We start from the raw sequence: 22966 nt of genomic DNA on the forward strand, positions 1-22966 counted from the left end.
AACGGTATCGCCTTCTAAAGGCAATAACTTGACTACTTCTTCTTAGGAGCAGCTTTTGGAGCAGCCTTTTTTCCAGCTTTTGCCGGAGAAGGTTTTGCAGCTGGTTTCCCTGCTGATTTTGCTTGTGCCATTGTTATCGAATTTAAGATAAATCTACAGCTAATGTATTTCAGATTTTGATTCGTGATAATCACGTTGGCAAAAAATTAACTAAAACTTTTTATCCGATTTTCAACTCAAAATTACACCCAAATAAAAGCAATTATTACTGCTTATTTTCATGATGTTTTCCATCATCAGAATTATCTTCTCTATACAAACAACATGGGTGAACGCTATTATACGCTTCATCTGTTGCTTTTAATTCTTTAGTATCATGACCTACCGCAACTATTGCTGTTTTAATTTTCATGGCATCGGTTTTACGCTCATCCATAATTACTGCTAATTGATGTGTTGGTATATCCCAATTGGCATACTTAACACCTTTTACATTTAGTGCCGCTTCTTCTATACGCTCTTTACACATGGCACACCTACCATTAACGTCAAAAGTCATTTTCTTGTTCTTGTCTTGCGCATAAGTTACTACCGCAATTAGCATCATTGCTATTGATAAAATCGTTGCTTTCATAGTTTTATATTAATCGTTAGTTACTGAATTTTAAATCTGAATCCGCCATAGAACATTCTTCCCATAATTGGCGCATATACTATGGTTGTATCAAAATTGGGACCAAAAGGGTCGTTTGCCCCTAATACCGGATTATTTTGTTGTTCTCCCGTTAAATTCTCTCCACCTATATATAGCTCTATAGTATCAGAAAACACCTTGGTTATTTGAGCGTTCATCAAATTATAGGGTGATGAATATTCGCCTAATTGATACGCCGGATCATTAATACTGGTATCGGGCAATCTCATTTTACCTAGAGCATGCAAGGTATAATCAAACTTCCATTGTGATCCGTTTTCTTTAGCTTCGGTTTCATACCCTAAGTTAACAAAAAATCGATCTTGAGCCAGTAGCGGTTTTTGTAAATCGCCGCTTTTATAATCTGTAGATACATCATAAAACTTATAAGATGTTCTAAAATTTAATCGTGTTAAAAGTTCGTAGTTAACCTCAACTTGAAAACTTTTGGCACTACTACTTCCATCTAAATTATAAAATGAAACCTCTTGTGGATTTTCCCAATCTACTACAATTTGATTTTCAAAATCGGTGATGTAATAATCCAACGAAATATCCCCTTTTTTATTTAAAAAATTGAATCCTTGTAAAAAGCTTACTCCGTAATTCCAAGCATCTTCTGGATCTAAACCATATACTTTACCACCTGCATCATCAATGTTAATTTGCCTTGCAGATGCAAACAATTGTTGATTTTCGGCAAAAATATTTGCAGCTCTTTTACCTCTACCAAACGAACCTCTTAGACTCCCTTTTTCCCATGGGGTATATCTAATATGAAAACGAGGCGTCACAAAAGTCCCCAATCTATTATGATTATCTACTCGCAAACCAGCTGTAAGACTCACCCTTTCTAAATTCTCATAACTATATTCAAAAAATGCCCCTACAGATGTATCGTCTCTAGAGTAATCTGTTGCCGTAACCATTTCATCATAACCATCATAAGCAAAGGTAATTCCGGTTTTAAACTTATTTCTGGTATCGCCGATTATAGAATTGAAAAGTAAATTACTATACAAACTTTCATGATTGATATCATAAGTTCTAAATCCGAAATATGAATCTTGCTTATGTAAACTGTACGATGTTTGAAAACCTAAACTCTGAAAGGGCAATTCTGGAAAAACATAACCCAATTTTAATGAAGTATCGAACCTACGTGTGTTTATTTCACTTCCCCACACTTCGGCTCCGCTCAGTGACCTATTACTACCATCTACTCTATCTGTATCCGGATTAAAATCTACTTGCCCTACTTGTTTTTCATCATTTAGAAAACGAACATTAAAAAAACTGACCCAACCCTTTTCTGCATCTTGATACTGCCAACGGTTCATTACATTTATTTGATTCGCCAAAGGCGCATCTAAAAATCCGTCTTCATTATTATCTTCTTTTTGCGTCCTCTTGTTTCCATGAATATATAACCCTGTACTCCACTTATCGGTCAACTTTCTATTAAAATGTGTATTCAGCTCATAACGCCCGTTTTGGTTTGCATATCCATTTATAAAAACAGCATTATCAGTTAATGGTTTTACTAGTTCTGTGTTTATTTGTCCGGATATACTTTCATAACCGTTAACCACACTACCCGCACCTTTTGTAATTTGAATACTCTCAATCCAAGTACCAGGTGTAAACGTTAATCCGTATGCTTGTGATGCTCCACGAACCATAGGAATATTCTCTTGGGTGATTAATAAATACGGACTCGTTAAGCCCAACATCTGTATTTGCTTGGTACCGGTTAATCCGTCAGAAAGATTCACGTCAATAGCCGGATTAGTTTCAAAGCTCTCTGCCAAATTACAGCATGCTGCCTTCAATAATTCTGCACTATTTACTGTGATGACATTCTGCGGACTGAAATACGTTTTTTGAATAGCATCTCGCTCTTGCTGCACTACAACCTCATCTAATTCATTCGATGGTTTTAAACTAACACGAATTGACTTCGGTTCATTTACAGTTAATGTATCCGTTTCAAAACCGACATAACTAATTATCAATTTATTAAATTCCTTTTTATACGGAATTGAAAATTTACCATCAAAATCTGTCACCACTCCCGTTTGGGAATCTTGCCAATAGACATTTGCACCCGAAAGTGTCAATGCATTAGACCCTTCAGAATCTAATACCACACCCTCCACCTTTTCTTGAGAGAAAGCAAACCACGGCAACATGGCTATTATTGTTAGTATTATATATTTATTCATTAAAATTTTTATTCAATATGATTAATCAATTCTTGCTGCTCTTAATCGCAATGCATTTGCTATAACTGAAACAGAACTAAAACTCATAGCCAAAGCGGCGATCATAGGCGAAAGTAACAACCCGAAAAATGGATACAAAACTCCCGCAGCTATAGGAATACCGACAGTATTATAAATAAGTGCAAAAAATAAATTCTGCTTGATATTCTTCATCACTGCTTTACTGAGATTATGCGCTTTTACAATACCATGTAAATCACCTTTAACCAATGTAATAGTAGCACTTTCAATAGCTACATCTGTACCTGTACCCATAGCAATACCTACATCACTTTTTGCCAATGCAGGCGCGTCATTAATACCATCGCCGGCAACAGCCACTTTTTTACCTTCGGACTGCAAATGTTCAACAACAGCCAACTTATCTTGAGGAAGCATCCCCGCTTTAAAATCTGCTAAATTCAATTGTTCGGCTACAGCCTTTGCCGTATCATAATTATCACCTGTTAACATGATTACCGAGATACCAGATTTTTGAAGCGCTTCAATTGCCTTTTTACTAGTCTCTTTAATTTGATCACCAATAGCCACAAAGCCGACAGCATTACCTTCGATTGCTACATAAGAAACCGTTTTACCTTGCTTTTGATGCGCAGCAACAACTACTTGTAAATTTTCAGGAATAAGCACTTTAGCTTTACCCATCATTTTATCATTTCCTAAAACAACAGATTCTCCATTAATTTTACTAGAAACCCCCATACCTGTGATAGAATTGAAATCATCAACTTTTAAGATATCTACATTTTTAGATTTCCCATAATTAACAATGGCATCTGCCAATGGGTGCTCACTTAGCTGATTTAATGAAACGATATACTGCAACACTTTTTCATTGTCAATTTCTGCAATGTTTCCAACTTTTTCTACCGATGGCTTCCCTTCGGTTATAGTTCCTGTTTTATCTATAATCAGCGTATCAATTTTATCCATACGCTCAAGTGCTTCGGCATTTTTAATCAACACACCAGATTGCGCACCTTTACCCACACCTACCATTACTGACATCGGTGTCGCCAAACCTAATGCACAAGGGCAAGCAATAATCAATACCGCAATGGCATTCACCAACGCAAATACATAAGCAGAATCAGGACCAAATATGACCCAGACTATAAAGGTTACAATAGAAATAAAGACAACAGCAGGTACAAAATAACTAGATATTTTATCTGCTAATTTTTGAATTGGCGCCTGGCTACGACTAGCCTTGTTCACCATATCGATGATTTGAGATAATAAGGTATCTGCCCCTACTTTCTCAGCGGTCATTACAAAAGAACCCTTACCATTTATAGTACCTGAACTTATTGTATCGCCGACTACTTTCTGTACCGGAACAGGTTCACCCGTAATCATAGCTTCATCGACCGTACTCTCCCCTTCATGAATACTACCATCTACAGGTATTTTATCGCCTGGTTTTACGCGAAGTAAATCTCCTTTTGAGATCTGATCAATAGCGATACTCACTTCTTTACCGTCTACAATTTTAATAGCTTTATTAGGCGCTAATTTCAGTAGTTCTTTTACCGCAGAATTCGTTTTACTATGTGCACGAGCTTCTAATAACTGTCCAAATAAAACTAAAGTCAAAATCACTGTAGCAGCTTCGAAATAAACATGAACCGTACCTTGATCTGTTCTAAATTGCGGCGGAAAAAAATCGGGTACTAAAATAGCAAATACACTAAACAACCATGCCACCCCTGCACCAATACCAATTAAGGTAAACATGTTTAAATTCCATGTTTTTACCGAACGATAGGCACGTTCAAAAAACATCCATGTTGCATAAAACACCACAGATATCGATAATGCAAATTGCACCCAATTCCAGTATTTTAGGCTCAAGATATTCTGAAGCGGATTATTAGGTATCATTTCTGACATTGCAATAAGAAAGATTGGCAACGTAAACCCTACTGCTATTTTAAACTTATTAAGTAGTTTATTATAACTCTTTTCTTCGGCGGAAATATCTGCTTGTTTCGGAACCAGGTCCATACCACAAATTGGGCAATCCCCAGGTTCATCGCTAATTACCTCAGGATGCATTGGGCACGTATACTCTTGACCTTTGTTTATCGTAGCACTCGCCTCTTCAACCAAATCCATACCACAAACCGGACAATCACCAGGTTCTATATATGTCTTTTCTCCTTCGCAATGCATTGGGCAGTAAAAAACACCATTTCCGTTCTCGACCGCTTTAGGCTTTGTAGCCTCATGTACCTGAGCATTGAGTTCATGAATAGAGTAATGCCCTCCATCCGCTTCCATAGCTGCCTGCAAAGTTTTTAATGGAATATGATTATCCATCTCTAGCAAGGCTTCTGCCTTTTCTAGATTAACCACAGCATTCGATACTCCGCTTATTTTAGATAAGGTTTGCTCGACATAACCTCGACAGCCATTGCAGGTCATACCATGAATTTGATATGTATGTTTCATAATAAGATTATGATTTATTCCAGTTATTACAAACTGCTCCTACTATTTAAACTAATCGTATGCACTTAACTTTTTATAATCTATACATAAAACAAAAAACACCTGAACATAAGGTATACTTGCTTTACAGCATGGTAAAAAAAAGGTAATTAGTTAAAAATAGTACTTGATTACACTGTATTTGCGAACTAACGCTAATTATCAGTTTAAATCAAATCAAGAAAACTTGGTGTAGAATATTCAAATCTTCTGCCAGTATAGGCGGCGGATATGAATCAAAATCGATATTCTCATCTGTAGTTTCTTCAAACAAGCCTAAATAAGAACTTGTAAAGGATATTAAGAATACCTGTTGTAAAAAATTAAAATTAGAAAAATCATGCGTCAAGTCGTCTTGACCTTGCATGGTAAAGGCTTCATCATCGCAACAATGCTTTTTTATCATAGCAGTATCATCTAGCAAAGCTAACCCTGCCTCCATACCACAATCATTTGCATGTTCGAACAGTGCAACATCCATAACTCGCCCCATGCACAAATGCTTCTCTACCGTCCAAGAAATAGTGGACAGTAACAATAGCATAGCCATTGAAACAGAAAACAGTTTATGAAGCAAATTTTTCATTAAGCAAAGTTACTGAATAAAGAATTCTTAAAATTTTATAGTACAATTCTTTAACGAAATTTTGACGAAGTAAGTATTTAATCAATCAAATTCGGCAAATAAACCTGATTAAAAGTATACGATTACCTCTATTTTATAGTTTATAGAGTTGAATACCTTAATATAAAAACAATCATTAACAACTTTAACACTAACTATTTAAATTAAAAATCATGACAAAACATTTAAAATATACATTTTTAATCTGTACAATTGCACTTTTTATAGGCAGTTGTAGTTCTGACGACGGTTCAGTTTTTGACACTCCCATCCCCGACAATACAGGTGGTGACGATGGCGATGAAACGGAAGAGCCAGAAGTGGCAACCATAGTTTTTGACGAAGCTGTTCCTTCTTCAAATATTACTACAGCTTCTGCAAGCGGTGAAGCAGGTACAAGTGTAACCGGTAGGGTAATTTTCACCTCAGACGCAACTACACAACGTAGAATGTACATTACTCAAAATTATTTAGGACAAGGAGAAATGCCTTTTAGTTCTTTTGATTTGGTAAGTGATGATTTAGACAAGGCTTTAAAAGCAGATGGATCTATTGATTTAGACGGAGCTACAAAAAAGGAAATAGACTTTTCTTTTCCACTTCCTGTTCCAGATATCGATAACGGAGAAATTGTTTATACTTTCTGGACTACAACAGGTAAAGGAGATTTTAGAGATGTCACAAAAAGATTAGCTCTTGGAGCAGGTCAGATTACAGTAACCGTTGGTACAGGTGCCAACCCAGCAGCAGCGGTAAGAGAATTTACCAATGTAAAATTATTTGCTCCGGCACAAGATGGAACAACAGAATCTTTCTTTTCTCTTTTGAACGAAACCGTTTATAGAATTAATGTAGGACCTGAATTTAGAGCATTCTGGGATTTTGGATATTACTACGGTGCTTCTGGAGATTCAGCCAATGACAATGCTTCTTTTGCTTCTACAGAACAATATGATGCTTCTTTTGGGTTTGCCGTTGAAGGATTGGAGCCTGGTGCAGACGAAGAGAATGCTGCAACAGAAACCTTGAACCAAATGTTTTTTTCAACTTCTACCACTATAGACGTTGCGGCATTTGATGCTATTACCTTGAACGGTGAATTAAATTTTATTGCTAGCTCAAGTTCTCAAAAAATCACCAACCTAGGTGTAGGCGATGTAATTGAGTTTGTAGACAACTACGGTAAAAAAGGCTTAATTAAAATTACCGCCATTGAAGCAGGTTTTAACAATAACGATTTTATTGAGTTCGATGTTAAAATTCAACCATAAGTTTTACAAATAAATTTTAGTTTTAAAGGAGGATGTTTTTTGAAACATCCTCTTTTTTATTTTTTATGTTATCATTACATTACACCATATGAACAATTCTTACTTTTGTAAAAAAAAAGATATGTTTGAAGCGCTACGCCCATTAGTAAGTTCTATTATAGACTCAAATAAAACTCCAGATGCTAAAATGCAAGACATCTGCGAGCTTTTAAAAGCTAACGTACCGCATTATGATTGGGTAGGATTTTATTTTAAGAATGGTGATAAGCGCGAATTAAAACTAGGCTCCTATGCTGGCGCCCATACTGATCATACTATTATCCCCTACGGAAAAGGTATTTGCGGACAAGTAGCCGAAAGCAATCAAAATTTTGTTGTACCAGATGTACAGGCACAAGACAATTATATCGCTTGCAGCATTACCGTTAAAGCGGAAATAGTAGTACCGTTATTCGTTAATGGTGAAAACATTGGTCAAATAGATATCGATTCTAATACTCCAGACCCATTTACAAAGGCAGATGAGACCTTTTTAGAATTCGTAAATTTTGAGGTAGCCAAAATTCTTTAAAACTTTAGGCTTTTTGTTGATAAACTTGCTCGTTTCATAGCTGCAAAAAAATTACTTTTGCTTGCTTATTAAAAACATTTAAGCATCATACAATGAGCAGTGTAAAAAAAGCGTCTTCAGCCTTAATTTCAGTTTTCCATAAAGATGGGTTAGAGCCGATTGTAAAGAAATTTCAAGAATTAGGAATCACTATTTACTCTACCGGAGGAACCGAAAAATTCATTACCGATTTAGGTATTGATGTCGTTCCTGTAGAAGATGTAACCAGCTACCCTTCAATTCTTGGCGGCAGAGTTAAGACCTTACACCCAAAAGTTTTTGGTGGTATTTTGAATAGACAGGATAATGAAAGTGATGTTGCTCAATTAGCAGAATTCGAAATTCCACAAATAGATATCGTCATTGTTGATCTTTATCCGTTTGAAAAAACGGTTGCAAGTGGCGCATCTGAGCAAGATATTATTGAAAAAATCGATATCGGCGGAATTTCTCTTATTCGTGCCGCAGCTAAAAACTTTAAAGATGTAACCTGTGTTTCTTCTATGGAAGATTATGCTGATTTTCTTGAAGTTGTTTCTGCTGATAACGGAAACATAAGTTTAGAAGACAGAAAGCGTTTTGCAGCCAAGTCTTTTAACGTTTCTTCTCATTACGATACCGCGATTTTTAACTATTTCAACAAAAACCATGATATCGCTGCTTTAAAAGTTAGTGAAACCAATGGCCAAGTTTTACGCTACGGAGAAAACCCACACCAAAAAGGATTCTTCTTTGGAGATTTCGATGCTATGTTTTCGAAATTACACGGTAAAGAATTATCATACAACAACCTTTTAGATGTTGATGCTGCCGTAAACTTAATGTTAGAGTTTAAAGATGACGCACCTACTTTTGCAATTCTTAAACATAATAATGCATGCGGACTTGCACAAAGAGAAACCTTGCACCAAGCTTATGTCGATGCTTTAGCCGGCGATCCTGTTTCTGCTTTTGGCGGTGTTCTTATCAGTAATAAAGAAATTGATAAAGCTACGGCCGAGGAAATTCATAATTTATTCTGCGAAGTAGTTATAGCACCAAGTTATAATGCCGAAGCTCTTGAAATTTTGAAAGGGAAGAAAAATAGAATCATCCTTATCCAAAATGAAGTTGAAATGCCAGAAATGCTAGTAAGAACTTGCTTGAACGGTATGCTTCTTCAAGAAAAAGATCACAAAACAGACACGGTTGCCGAACTTACATACGCAACAAATACAAAGCCTACCGCACAAGAATTAGAAGATTTAATTTTTGCATCTAAACTTTGTAAGCATACAAAGTCTAATACCATTGTAATTGCGAAAAATAAACAGCTTTGTGCAAGTGGTACAGGGCAGACTAGTAGAGTTGATGCTTTAAACCAAGCAATACATAAAGCACAAACTTTTAATTTCGATTTAAAAGGATCCGTTATGGCGAGCGATGCTTTCTTCCCTTTCCCTGATTGTGTAGAGATTGCAGACAATGCCGGTATCACCAGTGTTATTCAACCAGGTGGATCAATTAAAGATCAATTAAGTGTAGATTATTGTAATGAACACAAAATTTCAATGGTCATGACAGGTACACGTCATTTCAAACATTAATTTCATTACTTTTGTCGATGAAATACACCCTTTTATCTAAAATTTAAACACCACATATGGGATTTTTTGATTTCTTGACCGAGGAAATAGCTATAGATTTAGGTACAGCGAACACCCTTATTATACATAATGACAAGGTAGTTGTCGATAGCCCATCCATCGTTGCCAGAGATAGAATTAGCGGAAAAATCATTGCAGTTGGCAAAGAAGCCAGCATGATGCAAGGTAAAACCCATGAGAACATTAAAACAATTAGACCATTGAAAGATGGTGTAATTGCAGATTTTGATGCATCTGAAAAGATGCTGATGATGTTCATTAAAAATATTCCTGCTTTAAAGAAAAAGTGGTTTCCGCCTGCGTTGCGTTTAGTTATCTGTATACCTTCTGGTATTACCGAGGTTGAAATGCGCGCGGTAAAAGAATCTGCAGAACGTGTAAACGGTAAAGAAGTATATCTAATTCACGAACCAATGGCAGCAGCTATAGGTATCGGTTTAGATATTATGCAGCCAAAAGGTAACATGATCGTAGATATAGGTGGTGGTACTACTGAAATTGCGGTTATAGCATTAGGTGGTATTGTTTGCGATAAATCGGTAAAAATTGCGGGTGATGTATTTACAAATGACATCATTTATTACATGCGTACACAGCACAACTTATATGTTGGCGAAAGTACTGCAGAAGCTATTAAAATTGAAATAGGGTCAGCTACCGAAGATTTGCAATCTCCACCAGACGAAAAATCTGTTCAAGGGCGCGATTTGTTGACAGGGAAACCTAAACAAGTTCAAATTTCATATAGAGAAATAGCTAAAGCTTTAGATAAATCTATTCTGCGTGTTGAAGATGCTGTAATGGAAACATTATCTCAAACTCCCCCAGAATTAGCTGCAGATATTTATAATACTGGTATTTATCTTGCAGGTGGTGGTTCGATGTTACGTGGTTTAGACAGAAGACTGTCTCAAAAAACAGACTTACCTGTATACATCGCTGAAGATCCATTACGTGCGGTTGTACGTGGTACAGGTATTGCGCTAAAGAATTTAGAACGCTACAAGAGTATATTAATTAAGTAAGAAGTTGTTTTTAAAACAATTTCTTACATATTGATATACAAGCTTGAAGAAAGTTCAAGAGCCATTAATTAATGATAATAGATAGACGTTCGAAATAAAACTCGAAACAAATTAACTGACGACAGTCAGGTTTAAATCTAAATTATCGAATAAAAATTCAGGGGTGAATGCAGCAGATTATAAATTTTCTAATTAGGTATAAGATATTCTTACTTTACCTTTTTCTGTTATTAATTTCCTTCATTTTTACTTTTCAGTCGCACTCGTACCATCAATCCAAATTTTTAAATTCTTCAAACTATATCTCTGGCAGTATTTATACTTTCTCAGATAACATTACTTCTTATTTTGGTTTAAGAGAAGAAAACAATAGGCTCGTAGAAGAAAATAAAAGACTAAGAGACAGGCTGTTTAACAATATTCTTCTAGAACCATCAAATATAGATTCAACAACAGTTGATTATGAGATTTTAAGAGGTCGTGTTATCAATAATAGCTACGCAGATCAACGAAACTACATTACCATTAATAAAGGTGAAAATGATAGTATCTATCAAGATATGGGCGTAATAACTGACAAAGGTATTTTAGGTATTGTAGAAAATACTTCAGATAATTTTTCAACGGTGCAAAGTATTTTAAGCGATAAATCTAACATTAACGCTAAAATTAAAAACTCTAACCACTTCGGCTCTTTAGTTTGGGAAAATACGACCGATTATAATGTTGTACAGCTAATTGATATTCCTAGGTTGGTACCGCTAACTATTGGCGACACTATTGTAACTGGGGCAATGAGTAGCATTTTTCCGGAAGATATACCTATCGGCACCATTAAAAGATTCGATTTAGACAATTCGAAGAGTTTTTATTTTATTGATGTGGAACTCTTCAATGACATGACCAATATTGGAAATATTTACATCATTAAAAATTTAAATCGTAAAGAAGTTTTAGAATTAGAAGCAGAAACAGAAGCCAATGATCAATAGTACCTCCTTTTTAATTGTACTCCGGTTTATATTATTGGTACTACTACAGGTGCTAGTATTTAATAAGCTGAATTTCTTTGGTTATATAAATCCGCTAATATATATTCTATTCTTATATTGGTACCCTATCAAACAAAATAGAACTACCTTTATTATTCTATGCTTTTTCTTAGGACTTTTTGTAGACATTTTTTCTGACACACTTGCCATAAATGCAGCAGCTACAGTTACCATAGCTTATCTAAGACCAACCATTATGCGTTTTGTATTTGGTGTCAATTATGAATTCCAAAGTTTTAAGTTAAACAACAGTACAAAGGCACAACAATTCACGTTTTTAGCGTTATTGATTATAATACATCACTTGGTTTACTTCACGTTAGAAATTTTCAGCTTTTCTAATAGCCTGTTAATTTTACAGAAAACGTTTGTTGTTAGTATTTCCACATTGATTTTAGGTATGTTATTCAGCACATTATTCAGCAGTAAAAAAGAATGAGAAAAATTCTTTTATCATTAATTATAGTTGTCATCGCCATTACATTTTTGGGAAGGCTATCCTATTTGCAAATTTTTAGTTTTTCCACAACACAAGTTTTAGAGGACCCAGCAATTAAAGCAATATATGATTATCCTGAACGAGGCTATATTTATGATCGTAACGGTCATCTTTTAGTAGGTAACGACCCAGCTTATGATGTCATGGTTATCCCTAGAGAAGTGCAACCTTTAGACACTTTAGAGTTTTGCGGACTATTAGGTATCGACAAAGAAAAATTCGTTGAAAAACTTAGAAGAGCTAGGGTGTATTCACCAAGATTACCTTCTGTATTAGTGCCACAACTTTCTAAACAAGATTATGCGAAGTTGCAAGAGAAAATGCGTAAGTATAAAGGCTTCTATATTCAAAAGAGATCTTTACGCTATTACGACACACCCAGTGCCGCAAATGTTTTAGGATATATTAGCGAAGTTAACGAGGGTGACTTGGCGGTCAACAAATATTACGTTCAAGGGGAACTGAAAGGTAGAACCGGAGTAGAACGTTTCTACGAAGACTTATTAAGAGGTAGAAAGGGCGTACAATATATTCAGAAAGATAGATTCAATAGAGATATCGGCCCTTATAAAAACGGAACAATCGATACCCTACCTGAACAAGGAAAACAAATTAGTATTACCATCGACAAGACGCTACAAGAATATGGAGAGTTATTGATGAATGGTAAAAGAGGTGGTATTGTAGCGATAGAGCCTGCTACAGGCGAAATACTATCTATGATTTCCGGGCCTACATATGACCCTGCTCTTTTAGTAGGCAGAGAACGTTCTAAAAATTACACAAAACTCTATAATGATACCATTGCGAACCCTACCTGGGATCGTTCTATACACGCACAACAACCTCCTGGATCGCCTTTTAAAACACTAAATGCATTAATTGCACTACAAGAAGGCGCTCTAGATGAATCTACGACCATACAATGTTACCACGGATTTTATGTGGGCAAGAAGAAAAGAGGATGTCACTGTGGTGGTGGTCAACGAGATATGAACAAAGGTATTTACCTTTCTTGTAATGCATATTTTGCCGGTACATTCAGAAAAATATTCGAGAAATTCGAGACTACAGATGAAGCCATGGATGTTTGGGAAAAACACATGAAAAGCTTTGGTCTAGGTGATTATTTAGGTTACGATCTTCCATTCGGACAAAAAGGGCGTATACCAAGTAAAGAATATTATGATAAATGGTATGGTGACAATAGATGGAGCTCATCATATATTATATCCAATTCTATTGGTCAAGGCGAAATTTTAGCTACTCCTGTTCAATTAGCAAATATGACTGCAGCAATAGCCAATAGAGGTCATTATTTTACGCCTCATGTTTTAAAGAAAATTGAAGGTAAAGATATTACAGAACCAAAATTTACTGAAGCTAAACATACTACAATTGACCCAAAATATTTTGAGCCAGTAGTAAGAGGTATGGCAGATGTATACAAGAAAGGTACGGCAGCCAGACTGCAAGTGCCAGGCATCGAAATCGCAGGTAAAACAGGTACAGCTGAAAACTTTACAAAAATAGATGGGGTACGTACGCAATTAACCGACCACTCTGTTTTTGTTGCATTTGCACCGGTAGACAACCCAAAAATAGCCATTGCCGTCTATATTGAAAATGGATATTTCGGATCTAGATATGCTGGTCATATTGCTTCACTGATGATAGAAAAATATCTAAAAGGTGAAATTTCAAGAACAGATCTTGAAAAAAGGATGTTAGAGAAAACGTTAGAAGCAGAATACGCGAAACCCTACAGCGGGGAGGAGTTTAAAATAAACGAACGTGTCTGGTAGAAGCATTTTAAAAAGAATAGACTGGTTAAGTGTTTTTATCTATTTTGCACTTGTTCTTATTGGCTGGATCAATATATATTCTAGTACATTCATTGATGAGCAAAGTTCAATCTTCGATATTGGCACCCGTTATGGCAAGCAATTATTTTTTATTGGGGTAAGCTTAGTTGCCATAGTTATTGTATTGGCACTAGAGGTTAATTTTTACGAACGTTTTTCGAGTTTATTCTACTTGATTTCAATGGCCTCATTATTAGGTCTATTTGTATTCGGTAAAACTATTGCCGGGGCCACATCTTGGTATGACCTTGGTTTTTTCAATCTACAGCCTTCAGAATTAGCTAAAGTTGCTACCGCATTGGCGTTGGCAAAATACCTAAGTGATATTCAAACAGATATTAAACGGAGGAAGGACCAAATGTATGCCTTGCTTATTATATTAATACCTGCTATACTTATTATTCCGCAACCGGATCCTGGTAGTGCCCTGGTATTTTTTGCGCTAATTTTTGTGATTTTCAGAGAAGGTCTTCCTTTATTCTACTTAGCAATTATTTTTAGCCTTATTCTCATATTCGTTATCACATTAAAATTTGGACCTATTTGGCTTATCATAGGTTTGGTATTGTTCATTATTTTGTTATTCGGTTTAAAAAGGAAAACCCTTAAAATACCGGTTATACCCTTAGCCCTAGTAAGCGTTGCCATAATTCTATTTTCTTTATCTGTAAATTTCGTATTCAATAACGTTTTTGAACAACGTCATAGAGATCGCTTTAGCTTATGGCTGCGACTTGAAAAAGATCCAAATAAATTAGAACAAATTCGTAAAACAATTGGTTATAACACGTACCAATCAGAAAAGGCAATTGAATCTGGTGGTTTTTTTGGAAAAGGATTTCTGGAAGGTACCCGAACAAAGGGTGATTTCGTACCTGAGCAAGATACCGACTACATTTTTAGCACTGTGGGCGAAGAATGGGGTTTCATAGGTACTGGTACCGTAATTATTCTATTTACCATCTTGTTTCTTAGGCTAATCTCTTTGGCAGAACGACAGAAAAATGCCTTCGCCAGAATGTATGGCTATGGCGTAATATCTATCTTATTAATACACTACTTTATTAACATAGGTATGGTAATCGGTATTCTCCCTACTATTGGTATTCCACTACCCTTCTTTAGTTATGGTGGCTCGGGACTTCTATTCTTTACTATTCTACTCTTTATTTTCTTAAGATTAGATACCAACAGATTAAAGGAGAGTTTCTAAAATTTCCACCCAGAGGTATTCTTACTTGTTTCAAAAGCATTTTGTTGCTTTACTGTTAGTTTGTCAAAAAAGTTGATACCAGTTTCTTTTTCTATCTCATCAATAGAGACTACGAAATCGCGCAAAGAAGTAAATTGAGGTTTATTCGGTATTAAAAAAGAAAGGGTATATATTTTATCTCCCTTTTTACGGGCTATAATTTTATAGAATGCATCGGGTACATCAACATCTTCTTGTCCAATCTCTTCTAACCCACTTTCTAGTACACCACCAGTAAACACATACAATGTACCATATTGTTTCGCCCAGCGTCTTGTTTGCTGCTCTAAATCGTTCCAAATACCCGCATTGAAGTCTCTGTCTTGAGGACTTATATTACTCGTATAAAAAGTTTCGTTATATGCTTGCAAAGAAAACCTACGGTCACCAGCAGGTACTAAATGTCCACGGTCGTAACCCGACCCTTTATAATTTCGCCAATCTGCAGATTTAGAAGAAACAAACGGATCTTCAATAAAATAGGGTCGCTTTCTATCGTCATTCGTTAAATGACTTTTATCGAGTATATATGCCACCCACTCTGCTTGCTCATATGGCTCATTGTAAGACAAAGTGAAATATTCATGGTTTACAATTTCGCCTGTTGTTGAAGATGGGAGTAATTCTTTCGGAAACTCATTAGAAGTATTTCCCTCCTTACTTTTTGAATATGTTGCGGGAGTGTAAAAGTTCTCGAACAACCAAAAACCTACTACACAAACGAGAATTAAAATACTATAAACAGTTCCAGTTCTTTTACGGTATGCCATACGCCAAAATTACCGTAATTTTGTAAGATACAAGGTCATTTACCGACCAATATACCTAGTAATTAAAGTCTAAACGAAAGGAAAATTATGATGTTAACTTGGAAAGATGTAATTCGTTTTTCAGTAAATGGCAACCCTGAACCTGACAGAAGAGTTGAGAAAACTGAACAGGAGTGGAAAGAGATTTTGACACCCGAACAGTTTAGAGTTACTCGAAAAAAAGGTACCGAAGCTCCGCATTCTGGTGCGCTTTGTACTGCTCACGAGGCTGGCAAATATGAATGTGTATGTTGTGGCACACCATTATTTGATTCTACTATTAAATTTGAATCTGGTACTGGGTGGCCTAGTTTTACCCAACCTATTAAAGAGAATGCTATAAAATATCATAAGGACTCGTCATTCGGTATGATACGGGTAGAGGTAATGTGTAATACATGTGATGCTCATTTGGGACATATATTCCCCGATGGCCCAGAACCTAGTGGATTACGCTACTGTATTAATTCTGAATCAATGCAATTAGAAAAGGAGGCGTCTAATGGCTAATATAAATTTAGAAGTCGCCACTATTGGCGGTGGATGCTTTTGGTGTACCGAAGCGGTATTTCAAGAAGTAAAAGGCATACACAAAGTAGTTTCTGGATACACGGGCGGAAAAGCACCGGGAAGACCAACGTATAGAGAAATCTGTTCTGGATTAACGGGTCATGCAGAAGTGGTTCAAGTCACTTTTGATCCTGCCATTATTTCTTTTGAAGATATATTAATAATTTTCATGACAACACACGACCCAACTTCTTTAAACAGACAGGGTGCTGATGCTGGTACGCAATATCGTTCTGTTATTTATTATCATAATGGCGAACAAGAGAAAAAAGCAAAAGTAGTGTTGAACGAAATGCAGTCATTATATGAAAAGCCTATTGTTACTGAATTGAGTCCACTTGGTATTTTTTACGATGCCGAAGAGTACCACCAAGATTATTACAAGAATAACTCTGAGCAAGGGTATTGCCAAGTAGTGATTAATCCGAAGTTGGCAAAACTTAGAAAGTTACATGCCGACAAGCTTTCTACTTAGTTTGTATTTCGGTTTATCATAGGAGATATTCAATTCAACTACAGCAATTTACTACTCACCTATGAAAATATAAAACTTTTCATAGGTGAACTTACTTTTGAGACATAATAACATTAAAACCTACTTATTATGAATTCTCAGAAATCTTTTTATTATATTGCATTAGGGCTTTTCGCCATCGCCGTTGCAGGGTCTATCATTAACTCTATTATCAATTTTGATACAGTTGCTACTACCTTTACAAAACTTGGTTATCCTACTTACCTAATATATCTTCTTGGGGTATTTCAGTCTATAGGTCTGTTAATGATTATATTCAATAAATCTCACTGGTCATTAGAATGGGTTTACGCCGGGTTCTTTATGAACTACACATTGGGCGCAATAGCTCATTTAGCTGTCAAAGATGGTAACGGAGCATCTGCGGTTATTTGTATCGTCTTACTATTTATCACCTATATTCAAAGTAAAAAAATACGCAACACCAACAATGAATTGGCTGATTTTGGAAAGCCTAATCATGCAAAATTTGTCTAATAATTTAACCCATAAAAAAACCGCTACATAAATTATGTAGCGGTTTTACTTTTTATAGAACTGGTATTCTAGTTCTTTACACTAGCAAGTTTACCTTGCTTAATGTTGTTTACTTTTAAATCTTCTAAAACATTCACTGCTTCTTCTACATAAACATCTTTAGCTAAATTTTTATGCCATCTGTTTCGCTTTTCACGTAGCACAGAATCTTTAGTAAACAAAGCTTCTTCATAACCTAAAGACTTGAAAGTAAGTTTAGAATCATATTCTGTCAAACTTTTAAAGTAATCTGACTGTTCTTTATCCTTTTCTTTTTCTTCTTTGTACGTATCAAAATTTAAAGAAATTTCAGTTTCATCTTGCTCAGCTTTTAACCACTTTGCATTTTCTTCTATCAACTTAATTTGCTCACTAGACGCCATTCTATTTTTACTATCGGCAATTGTTTTCTCGTAATCGATATAACCATCCCAAGCCTTATAATCTGCAGGTGTAATTTTATCCCATCCTAACGGGTTGGATTGATCTCTTTCACCTAAATCAATGTAACTATACCTGTCCGGAACAACAATATCACTCTTTACGCCTTCTAACTGAGTAGAACCACCGTTAATTCTATAGAACTTCTGAGTAGTAATTTTTATAGCACCTAAATCGCCATGATCGTTACTACGCAACATATTATTCAATGGTATCACATTCTGTACGGTTCCTTTACCAAAAGTTTGCTTACTACCAATAACAACAGCTCTTTTATAATCTTGCATTGCAGCAGCTAAAATTTCAGATGCAGATGCAGATAATTCGTTTACAAGAATTACCAAAGGACCATCCCATTGTATTCTTTCATCTTTATCATCATAAACATCTTTGGTTTTATCTTTTGATTGTACTTGAACAATTGGACCATCTTTAATAAATAGACCTGCCATTTCAACAACTGTCTTTAAAGATCCACCACCATTATCACGTAAATCTAGCACTAAACCTTCCATGCCTTCATCTTTTAATCGCTCCACTTCTTTCGCAACATCGGTGGCTGCATTTCTTTCACTGTAATCATTAAAATCAACATAGAATTTTGGAAGATTAATAATTCCGAATTTCTCTTCTCCTTTAATAATATTGGCAGATTTTGCATACGATTCTTCTAATTCAACAACGTCTCTTGTTAAGGAAACGACATCTAAAGAACCATCAACTTTTTTAACAGTTAAATCTACAATAGTACCTTGTGCACCTTTTATCAATTTAATGGCATCGTCTAAACGCATACCTACAATATTAATAGGCTCTTCTCCATTCTGACCAACTTTGATGATTTCATCGCCAACTTCTAATCGTGCATCCCTCCATACTGGTCCGCCAGAAATAATTTCTACGATTTTTGCACCTTCAGCTTTTTTCTGAAGCCTTGCTCCAATACCTTCGAACTTACCTGACATACTGGTATCAAATTTCTCTTTTTCTTCTGGAGCGAAATAAAATGTATGTGGATCAAATTCATCTACAATAGTATTGATATATTGTACGAACCAATCTTTACGTTCTAAATCATTAACAAAATCAAAAAACTCATCTAAAGTAGTTTCTGTAGATTTTCTTGATTCTTCTTCAGCTTCTTTTGGTGAGTGTGCAGTATGATCATGCTCATCTGTACTCTCAATTTCTTTATTCTCCATATGGGAGATTTTAGAATCATAAGTACCCAGAGTTGCATATTTCAATTGCTTTCTCCAACGTTCTTTCAGCTCTTTTCTATCTGCAGCAAATGGCTCTTCATCATATTTAATACTGATGCTTTCGTTCTCGGAATAATCAAAAGGAGTTTCCAAAACTTCTTTATAAATACCCTTGGCATCTCCCATACGTTGCATCAATCTTTCATATACTACATTGAAAAACGTAATGTCTGTATTTTTAATTTCATCATCTATCTGATACTTATACTTTTCAAATTCAGCGATATCAGATGCCATAAAATACCTTTTGGTAGGATCAATAACATCAATAAAATCTTCAAATACGTGTACCGAAAAGTCATCATTGAGCGCTTTTGGCTCATAATGTCCCTTTTCTAAAACATAGGTAATCAAATCTAATAACAACTTGTCTTTGTCGTCATTTTCAAAAGTCTTATTTGTAAAACTGCACGATGCCACAGTTGCGAGCATTAACAATAGTACGTAGGCTAAATTTCTTTTCATAAAATTATCTTTTACTTTCCTTTTCAATATATCCGAATTTGAGGGTTGTAAGCAACACTTAAGTCACTTAAACCCCTAAGGTAAAGAAAAAACCATGCCAATAAATGTGCTAAGAACTAATTTTTTGTTAAACGGCATTTCGGGCTTATCATATTTAAAAACGTATTTTTACTACAGAAAGTATACGCTATGGAAAAACCATTGATCTTAGTTACAAATGATGACGGCATTACCGCACCCGGTTTACGCATGTTGGTCTCAATAATGAAGAAAATAGGCGATGTAGTTGTGGTTGCACCAGATAGCCCGCAATCTGGTATGGGGCATGCTATTACTCTAGATACTGCACTATTTTCTAAAAAAATGAAAATTGATCTTGACCAAGATAATATTGATGAATATAGCTGCAGTGGTACACCCGCAGATTGCGTAAAATTAGCGCTTCAGGAAATATTACCTAAAAAACCTGACATTTGTGTTAGCGGAATTAACCACGGTTCCAATTCATCTATCAACGTTATTTATTCTGGTACGATGAGTGCTGCAATCGAAGCTGGTATAGAAGGAATACCTGCCATAGGTTTTTCATTATGTGATTATAGTTGGAATGCAGATTTTGATCAAGCAAAAGATTTTATTCAAACTATCGTCACTCAAGCTTTAGAAAACGGTATACCGAAAGGCACCGTATTGAACGTGAATATACCTAAGCTGACCAAAGAAGAGATTAAAGGCATTAAAATTTGCAGACAGGCTAAAGCAAATTGGAAAGAGAAATTCGATAAGCGCACCAACCCAATGGGTAAAGATTATTACTGGCTTACCGGTGAATTTGAATTACTTGATAAAGGCGAAGATACCGACGAATGGGCATTGGCCAATGGTTATATTTCTGTTGTACCTACACAGTTCGATTTAACTGCTCATCATGTAATTCAAGAATTAAACAGCTGGGAATTCTAATAAACAACGGTTCAGAGATTTAATGATATTGCACAATTATTTTAAATGAATACCAAAAAAGAAATTCTAATAGGTTTTATAGTCGGCATTATAGCAAACGCTATTGGCACATTATTATATATTCTTATATTTTCAGATTTAAGTATTACCGAAACGTATAAAGCTGCTGTTCGACAAGAACATGTTGGCAGTCTTTTAGCATTAGGGGCGATTCTTAATCTTGTTGCTTTCTTCGGATTTTTAAAAATTAAGAGGGATACGAGAGCCAAAGGTGTTTTGATCGCCACCATTTTAACTGCATTCGTGATTCTTTACTACAAAGTTTTTTAACATGAAGTACTACATTATTGCAGGCGAAGCTTCTGGTGATCTTCATGGTTCTAATTTAATTAAGGCACTGAAGAGGCAAGATTCTAATGCTGATATTAGATGTTGGGGCGGCGACTTAATGCAGCAAGCAGGGGGCACGCTCGCCAAGCACTATAAAGAATTGGCTTTTATGGGATTCATCGAAGTCCTTCTCAACCTAAATGCTATTTTTAAGAACATAAAATTCTGTAAGCAAGACATTGCAGCCTTCAACCCCGATGCCATTATTTTTATTGATTATTCGGGCTTCAATTTGCGCATTGCAAAATGGGCAAAAGAACATAATTTCTTAAACAATTATTATATTTCTCCGCAGATATGGGCTTCGAGAGAAGGTAGAATTGAGAAGATAAAGGCAACAGTGGATCATATGTATGTAATCCTTCCTTTTGAGAAAGAATTTTACGAAAAAAAACACAATTACCCAGTCAACTTCGTGGGGCACCCTTTGCTCGATGCAATTGCGAATAAACCAGATTTAAACGAACAATCATTTAGGAGCACTAATGGCATTGACCCCAATAAGCCCATTATTGCACTACTACCAGGTAGCCGTAAGCAAGAAGTTCAAAAGATGCTAACGTTAATGCTTTCACTAGCAGATGATTTCGCTGATCATGAATTTGTTATTGCCGGGGCACCTAGTCTTGACAAGGAATTTTACATACCTTTTCTTACCAATGCAAACGTAAAGTTCATTCAAAATAAAACATACGACTTGCTTTCTATAGCTACTGCCGCACTAGTTACTAGCGGCACTGCTACCTTAGAAACTGCATTATTCAAAGTACCTCAAGTAGTATGCTACAAGGCAAATTGGATTTCTTACCAAATTGCGAAACGCATTATCACCTTAGAATATATCTCTTTAGTCAATCTTATTATGCAAAAAGAGGTAGTGAAAGAATTAATACAAGACGATTTTACCAAACAGAATCTAAAAAAGGAACTGACCTTAATTTTAGATGGTGAAGCAAGAACAAAACAATTAGCCGCTTATAATGAACTTATTACCAAATTAGGTGGTTCGGGAGCGAGTGATCTGGCTGCTTCATTGATTATAGAAAATGCCAAAACTACTTAGTATTAGCAATTTTAAATAATAATTCTATAATTTTATAGTTACACGTACTAAAGGGTACACTCTGTTTTATGCGCATACTACCATGTTTTATTATCATTTGCTTTTTAGCCAGTTGTGGCGTAAGCAAGACAAGCAGTTCTGACAAGGAACGCAAAATATCTGTTGCGGCAGCTAGTAATGCTAGAACTGGTAATGATCTTGGGCCTACTAAAACCGAAGAACGTAGAAGTATAACTTCTTCTACAAATAACACCAAAGCCGACGAAATTATCAATACAGCGCTGTCATTTTCTGGCACACGCTACAAGTTTGGTGGCACTACAAAAAAGGGAATGGATTGCTCCGGACTTTTATATGTTTCATTTGGTGAACATGATGTACAATTGCCTAGAACGTCTTTTCATATGGCGGAAGAAGGGCATCGTGTTACCGTTAAAAATGTTGAAAAGGGAGATTTGTTATTTTTTAAAACGAGTCGAGGTTCTAAACGCATCAACCATGTTGGTATGGTCGTGGGTACCGCTAATGACGAAATTACTTTTATACACGCATCAACATCGCGTGGTGTTACCGTGTCATCTTTACGTGACGGATTCTGGAACCAGGCATTCGTAAAGGCTACAAGAATATTATAG

General features: G+C 35.7%; 21 protein-coding genes. 15 read left to right on the forward strand and 6 right to left on the reverse strand.

What is annotated here, in order from left to right; genetic code table 11:
* Positions 1-265 precede the first annotated feature (265 nt).
* From CLV90_RS14175 to CLV90_RS14190, 4 genes are all read right to left on the reverse strand, one after another.
* Positions 266-634, reverse strand: coding sequence for a heavy-metal-associated domain-containing protein (locus CLV90_RS14175; RefSeq protein WP_133688166.1), 369 nt, complete (start codon positions 632-634; stop codon positions 266-268).
* Between the two features lie 20 nt (positions 635-654).
* Positions 655-2919: a TonB-dependent receptor gene (locus tag CLV90_RS14180; protein WP_133688167.1), complete on the reverse strand. Its 2265-nt coding sequence runs from the start codon at positions 2917-2919 to the stop codon at positions 655-657.
* A 21-nt stretch (positions 2920-2940) separates the two neighbouring features.
* A complete protein-coding gene (locus tag CLV90_RS14185; protein ID WP_133688168.1) occupies positions 2941-5433 on the reverse strand; it encodes a heavy metal translocating P-type ATPase in 2493 nt (830 codons plus the stop codon).
* A gap of 211 nt (positions 5434-5644) precedes the next feature.
* Entirely contained in the window at positions 5645-6058 is a 414-nt protein-coding gene (locus CLV90_RS14190; RefSeq protein ID WP_243835447.1) for an HYC_CC_PP family protein, read from the reverse strand.
* 212 nt (positions 6059-6270) lie between these two features.
* Between CLV90_RS14190 and CLV90_RS14195 the strand changes: the two genes are divergently transcribed.
* From CLV90_RS14195 to rodA, 8 genes are all read left to right on the forward strand, one after another.
* The gene (locus CLV90_RS14195; protein WP_133688169.1) at positions 6271-7368 is read left to right on the forward strand and encodes a hypothetical protein; all 1098 of its coding nucleotides are present in this window, start codon (positions 6271-6273) and stop codon (positions 7366-7368) included.
* A gap of 121 nt (positions 7369-7489) precedes the next feature.
* Positions 7490-7939 (forward strand): GAF domain-containing protein, encoded by a 450-nt coding sequence (locus CLV90_RS14200; RefSeq protein WP_133688170.1) that lies wholly within the window; start codon positions 7490-7492, stop codon positions 7937-7939.
* Positions 7940-8031: 92 nt separating this feature from the next.
* Positions 8032-9564: a bifunctional phosphoribosylaminoimidazolecarboxamide formyltransferase/IMP cyclohydrolase gene (gene purH, locus CLV90_RS14205; protein WP_133688171.1), complete on the forward strand. Its 1533-nt coding sequence runs from the start codon at positions 8032-8034 to the stop codon at positions 9562-9564.
* A gap of 56 nt (positions 9565-9620) precedes the next feature.
* On the forward strand, positions 9621-10649 hold the full coding sequence (locus tag CLV90_RS14210; RefSeq protein WP_133688172.1) for a rod shape-determining protein: 1029 nt from the start codon (positions 9621-9623) through the stop codon (positions 10647-10649).
* A 167-nt stretch (positions 10650-10816) separates the two neighbouring features.
* Entirely contained in the window at positions 10817-11641 is an 825-nt protein-coding gene (gene mreC, locus CLV90_RS14215) for a rod shape-determining protein MreC (RefSeq protein WP_133688173.1), read from the forward strand.
* Positions 11631-12140, forward strand: a complete 510-nt coding sequence (gene mreD, locus CLV90_RS14220; protein ID WP_133688174.1) for a rod shape-determining protein MreD — start codon at positions 11631-11633, stop codon at positions 12138-12140. The genes mreC and mreD overlap by 11 nt, the downstream gene beginning before the upstream one ends.
* Positions 12137-14005: a penicillin-binding protein 2 gene (gene mrdA, locus CLV90_RS14225; RefSeq protein WP_133688175.1), complete on the forward strand. Its 1869-nt coding sequence runs from the start codon at positions 12137-12139 to the stop codon at positions 14003-14005. Before mreD ends, mrdA begins: the two co-directional genes overlap by 4 nt.
* The gene (rodA, locus tag CLV90_RS14230) at positions 13995-15278 is read left to right on the forward strand and encodes a rod shape-determining protein RodA (RefSeq protein WP_133688176.1); all 1284 of its coding nucleotides are present in this window, start codon (positions 13995-13997) and stop codon (positions 15276-15278) included. The genes mrdA and rodA overlap by 11 nt, the downstream gene beginning before the upstream one ends.
* Here rodA and CLV90_RS14235 read toward each other — a convergent pair.
* A complete protein-coding gene (locus tag CLV90_RS14235) occupies positions 15275-16087 on the reverse strand; it encodes a DNA/RNA non-specific endonuclease (RefSeq protein ID WP_133688177.1) in 813 nt (270 codons plus the stop codon). The genes rodA and CLV90_RS14235 overlap by 4 nt on opposite strands.
* A gap of 90 nt (positions 16088-16177) precedes the next feature.
* Here CLV90_RS14235 and msrB point away from each other — a divergent pair, with 90 nt between their 5' ends.
* From msrB to CLV90_RS14250, 3 genes are all read left to right on the forward strand, one after another.
* The gene (gene msrB / locus CLV90_RS14240) at positions 16178-16636 is read left to right on the forward strand and encodes a peptide-methionine (R)-S-oxide reductase MsrB (protein ID WP_133688284.1); all 459 of its coding nucleotides are present in this window, start codon (positions 16178-16180) and stop codon (positions 16634-16636) included.
* The gene (msrA, locus tag CLV90_RS14245) at positions 16629-17171 is read left to right on the forward strand and encodes a peptide-methionine (S)-S-oxide reductase MsrA (protein ID WP_133688178.1); all 543 of its coding nucleotides are present in this window, start codon (positions 16629-16631) and stop codon (positions 17169-17171) included. The genes msrB and msrA overlap by 8 nt, the downstream gene beginning before the upstream one ends.
* 129 nt (positions 17172-17300) lie before the next feature.
* A complete protein-coding gene (locus CLV90_RS14250) occupies positions 17301-17708 on the forward strand; it encodes a DoxX family protein (protein ID WP_133688179.1) in 408 nt (135 codons plus the stop codon).
* Between the two features lie 68 nt (positions 17709-17776).
* Here CLV90_RS14250 and CLV90_RS14255 read toward each other — a convergent pair whose 3' ends face one another.
* Complete coding sequence (locus CLV90_RS14255; RefSeq protein ID WP_133688180.1) at positions 17777-19915, reverse strand: carboxy terminal-processing peptidase; 2139 nt, start codon at positions 19913-19915, stop codon at positions 17777-17779.
* Between the two features lie 189 nt (positions 19916-20104).
* Between CLV90_RS14255 and surE the strand changes: the two genes are divergently transcribed.
* From surE to CLV90_RS14275, 4 genes are all read left to right on the forward strand, one after another.
* A complete protein-coding gene (gene surE / locus CLV90_RS14260; RefSeq protein WP_133688181.1) occupies positions 20105-20878 on the forward strand; it encodes a 5'/3'-nucleotidase SurE in 774 nt (257 codons plus the stop codon).
* Positions 20879-20923: 45 nt separating this feature from the next.
* Positions 20924-21208 (forward strand): hypothetical protein, encoded by a 285-nt coding sequence (locus CLV90_RS14265; RefSeq protein ID WP_133688182.1) that lies wholly within the window; start codon positions 20924-20926, stop codon positions 21206-21208.
* Between the two features lies 1 nt (position 21209).
* The gene (gene lpxB / locus CLV90_RS14270) at positions 21210-22331 is read left to right on the forward strand and encodes a lipid-A-disaccharide synthase (RefSeq protein WP_133688183.1); all 1122 of its coding nucleotides are present in this window, start codon (positions 21210-21212) and stop codon (positions 22329-22331) included.
* Positions 22332-22399: 68 nt separating this feature from the next.
* On the forward strand, positions 22400-22966 hold the full coding sequence (locus tag CLV90_RS14275; protein ID WP_133688184.1) for a C40 family peptidase: 567 nt from the start codon (positions 22400-22402) through the stop codon (positions 22964-22966).

This window comes from Maribacter spongiicola, from assembly GCF_004364165.1.
Lineage (GTDB): Bacteria > Bacteroidota > Bacteroidia > Flavobacteriales > Flavobacteriaceae > Maribacter > Maribacter spongiicola.